Origin of the sequence: Caballeronia sp. (genome assembly GCF_049581465.1) — a bacterium.
Classification (GTDB): Bacteria; Pseudomonadota; Gammaproteobacteria; order Burkholderiales; family Burkholderiaceae; genus Caballeronia.
Genome location: NZ_JBAUSA010000798.1, coordinates 1 through 3856 on the forward strand (window position 1 = coordinate 1; position 3856 = coordinate 3856).

4 protein-coding genes are annotated in these 3856 nt (G+C 62.3%); all 4 read right to left on the reverse strand.

Annotation, left to right across the window (positions count from 1 at the left end):
• Positions 1–568 (reverse strand): glycosyltransferase N-terminal domain-containing protein (locus WCA53_RS19615; protein ID WP_423914427.1); only part of this gene is annotated, 568 nt, incomplete at its 3' end.
• 43 nt (positions 569–611) lie between these two features.
• Positions 612–1496 carry a Kdo hydroxylase family protein gene (locus tag WCA53_RS19620; protein ID WP_423914430.1) on the reverse strand — a complete coding sequence of 295 codons (885 nt, stop codon included), beginning with the start codon at positions 1494–1496 and terminating at the stop codon, positions 612–614.
• A 155-nt stretch (positions 1497–1651) separates the two neighbouring features.
• Complete coding sequence (gene waaC, locus WCA53_RS19625) at positions 1652–2656, reverse strand: lipopolysaccharide heptosyltransferase I (protein ID WP_423914433.1); 1005 nt, start codon at positions 2654–2656, stop codon at positions 1652–1654.
• A 210-nt stretch (positions 2657–2866) separates the two neighbouring features.
• Positions 2867–3856 (reverse strand): phosphomannomutase/phosphoglucomutase (locus WCA53_RS19630; RefSeq protein WP_423914436.1); only part of this gene is annotated, 990 nt, incomplete at its 5' end.

A 3856-nucleotide genomic window follows, 5' to 3' on the forward strand; every position in this document is an offset into this window, starting at 1 on the left:
GCGCCAGGACGCGCGTAAATCCGCCGAATACATCGCGCGTCGCAGCCCCGAATTTCGCCGCGCGCTTGAACGAACGTGCCGACATCCGTGCGTTCGTCAGCACGAGCGGCACATGGGCGCGCTTGCATTCATCGATGAGCGTCGGCCAGACTTCCGTCTCCATCACAATCCCGAGCGACGGTCGCCACGTCCGCAGGAAACGTCGCACGAGCCGCGGCGAATCGTAGGGCAAATAGCTGCGCCACACGGTCGTACCGAACAATTGCACGCCCGTCGCGCGGCCGCTCGGCGTCATGTGGGTCAGGAGGATGCGAGCGTCAGGATGCGCGCGCTGTAGCGCTTCAACCAGCGGTTGCGCCGCGCGCGTCTCGCCCACCGATACGGCATGCACCCACACCAGCGGCGCGAGGTTATCCGCACGGCGAGCCGCGCCGTCTTCGTAGCCGAAACCAAAGCGTTCGCCAATATGCTCGCGATATCCCCGCTCCCGGCGCGACCGGATCAGCAAGCGCAACACCGCCGCCGGTGCGACGATCCACCACAACGCGCGGTACACGAGCCTCAGCATCCGGAGCCCTTGGCAACGCGGCCGAAGAAATCGCCGGCGCCGCTCAAACCAGCGCCCTGCCCTTGAGCCGCTGCAAGATGCCAAGTGGCGCGCAATCGGGTTGCGCCATGGCACTGACGGGAAGGAAAAAGGTTTGCTCCATCATGTACTGGCCCGCCATCACGGCGTGCGAGGTTTGGTCGGAGAAACACACCCACACGCAGCCGGGCGGAAACGGCATTTCCTGTTGCGGCGACGCTTTCTGATAGTCCATGTCGGCTTTCATTGCGTCGTGCAGATGGAGCATCAGGTGATCGTATTCGCTGCGTGGCGACTTGGTCACGTGCAACAGGTTCATCAGCCACGCGGCACCCGGGCGTTGGGGTTTGATGGAAGGCAGGAAGCGCTTCGCCATGTCTTCGAAGGGTTCGCCCACGCGCCACACGCGCGGTGCGCCATCCGGATTCACATTGGTAAAGACCCGCAGGATGCGCTCGCCGTAGTTCGGGCGAGACGGGAACGCATCCACATGCAAGCGGCTATCGTCCTTGCGCCACGACGTCTCGCGCGTTTCTACCCGATGCAAACGCAGGCTGGTCGGCGCCACGCGCAGTTTCCCGCGATATTCGGGGAACAGGCCGTCGACGAGGGTTCGTGCGTTGGATTGATATCGCGCGATCAGGGCGCGCACGGCACTTTGGGCAACGGTGTCCCCGAGGACGCCAGCCAGCGCGCCGCCATTGGGCGCCAGGCTGATGTTCTTGCGTTGGGGATCGGCCACCTTCGGGTCCAGTAGCGCTCGCTCGCCACCCGCGATCGGGAATGCCAGGTTCGGGAAGTAAAGGACCTTGCCGCGCTCGACTCCCGCCAGCAATTGCTCGCGCGGGACGGAGAGTTGCTGGCCCTGCCAGTCGACGGATGCGACTTCGATTATTTGTGATTCGGTCATGGTTAGGTACATTTTGGGTGAGGCGCGATACTGCCAGTCTTGCCGTGGCGCCGGGCGTGCGAGTCATATTTTCGCTTACTGCCTTGCGTTGGCGGCTCTTCGAGCGGCACACGCATTGACCCGCCTCAACGCTCTGGGCCCCGGCCGCGCCGCCACTACCCCAATCCAAAACTTGCTAGTGTTGCCTTGACTTGCTGCAGTGTCGGGTGCTGGTTCGCGCCGCCCAAATTGATAATGTTCGGTGACCAGTAGCCGCCCGTGCGCCACGCGGTCGAGAAATTGTACAACTCGATAGTCGGACGCTTCAGCGCCGCCGCAATATGCACGAGCCCCGTGTCCACGCCTACCGTCGCCGATGCGCCATCGATCAATCCCACCACCGCCGGCAACGATAACCTCGGCGGCACCACGGCCGCTTCGCCAAATTCCTTCGCCAGTTTCTCGCTGGTCACGCGCTCGGCTTCGCTACCCCACGGCAGCACGATCGATACCCCGCGCCGGATCAACGTCTGGCCCAATTCAATCCACGCAGCCTCGGGCCATTGTTTGTCGGCGCGTGAAGTGGCGTGGACAAACACGACATAAGGTAGCGGCAGGTTCAGCCCGACTCGCGACAACGCCATCGCGGCGCGCCGCGTATCGATGCCGAAACGGATGGCATCGGTCACCTCCGGACGAGGATCGCCAAGTGCCGCCGCCACCAGTTGCCGCGTGCGCTCCACCACGTGCGTGCGCGCTTCGATCGGCACGCGCTTGTTGTAGAAGAAGCGCACGGGCCACTCGTAGCCGGCGCCGTCGGTACGGTTCCCAAGCCCCACTAGCTTGCCGCGCGCCCAGCTCGCCACCCACGCGGTCTTGATCAGACCTTGGCAATCGATCACCAGGTCGTATTTTTCCTCAGCCAGCGCGCGGCGAAAACGGGCGATTTCACGCCAGTTGGCGAGAGAAAACAGGCCTTTGCGCCAACGGCGCAGCGAAAACGGAATCGCGCGGCGCACGCCCTCGACCATGTCGACGAGATCGGTAAACCCTTCCTCGACAAGCCAGTCGATTTGCGCTTCGGGATGCAGACGACGGATATCCGCGATGGCCGGCATGTTATGGACGACGTCACCAAGCGACGACACCCGGACAATCAATATCTTTTGCACGCTGGACACAGTGAGCGCCGCCCCAAAAGACGGCGCATGAACAATTTAAGATGAGGGAGTTTATCGCGAGTGACCGGGTGGCACGGAAGAATCGCCGGGGATTTGAGTCCGGGGTTCTGCTGGCGGTACGGGTCGCGGGAGGTTAAGTGTAAGTCGAGGTTGGAGTCCCGCCGCTAGCCGCTATCGCGACCGGCAGGACTCCACATTCACCCGCAAAACTCAGAACGGCAATTGCGCGTCAGCCTTTTCAGCCAGGATCACCCGACGAAAATCTTCCTGAATCCGCTTGAGCGCGGCGTCGCTATCGGCCTCGAACCGCATCACCACCACCGGCGTCGTATTCGATGACCGCGCGAGCCCGAATCCATCCGGATATTCAACCCGCAGCCCGTCGATGGTCAGCACGTCGTCCGCGCCGGTAAACTTCGCGTTCTTCTGCATGGCCGCAATCAACGTGAAATTCTCGCCTTCGTTCAGCTTCAATTGCAATTCCGGCGTGGAAAGCGAGTTTGGCAGCGCGTTGAGCAACTTGCTCGGGTCATCGACGCGCGACAGGATCTCAAGCATCCGCGCACCCGTATAAAGGCCGTCGTCGAACCCGTACCAGCGGTCCTTGAAGAACACATGGCCGCTCATTTCGCCCGCCAGCGGTGCGCCCGTTTCCCGCAGCTTCGCCTTCACCAGCGAGTGGCCGGTCTTCCACATGACCGGTTCACCGCCCAGGTCGCGGACCCACTTGGCGAGATTGCGCGTGCACTTCACGTCGTAAATGATCTGGCCACCCTTGTTACGCGACAACACTTCCTGCGCAAACAGCATCAACTGGCGATCCGGATAAATGATCTCGCCATCTTTCGTGACCACGCCGAGACGGTCGCCGTCGCCATCGAAGGCAAAACCGATTTCAGCGTCGGTTTCCTTCAGCGCCTTGATCACGTCCTGAAGGTTTTCAGGGTGCGCCGGATCAGGATGGTGATTCGGGAACGTGCCGTCGATATCGGTGAAAAGCTCGACGATTTCGCAGCCAAGCGCTTTGAACAGGCGCGGCGCGAGACCACCGGCCACGCCGTTGCCGGCATCGATCACGATCTTCATCGGGCGCGCGGGCTTGATGTCGCTCACGATGCGCTCAAGGTAGACGTCCTGGATGTCGTACTCGGTGAAGGTGCCTGCGCCACTCGTGAAGTCGTTGTCGACGATGCGCTGATA

Bases quoted from the DNA above. Each gene is read 5' to 3' on its own strand.
- WCA53_RS19620 (WP_423914430.1), bottom strand. From the start codon at position 1,496: ATGACCGAATCACAAATAATCGAAGTCGCATCCGTCGACTGGCAGGGC.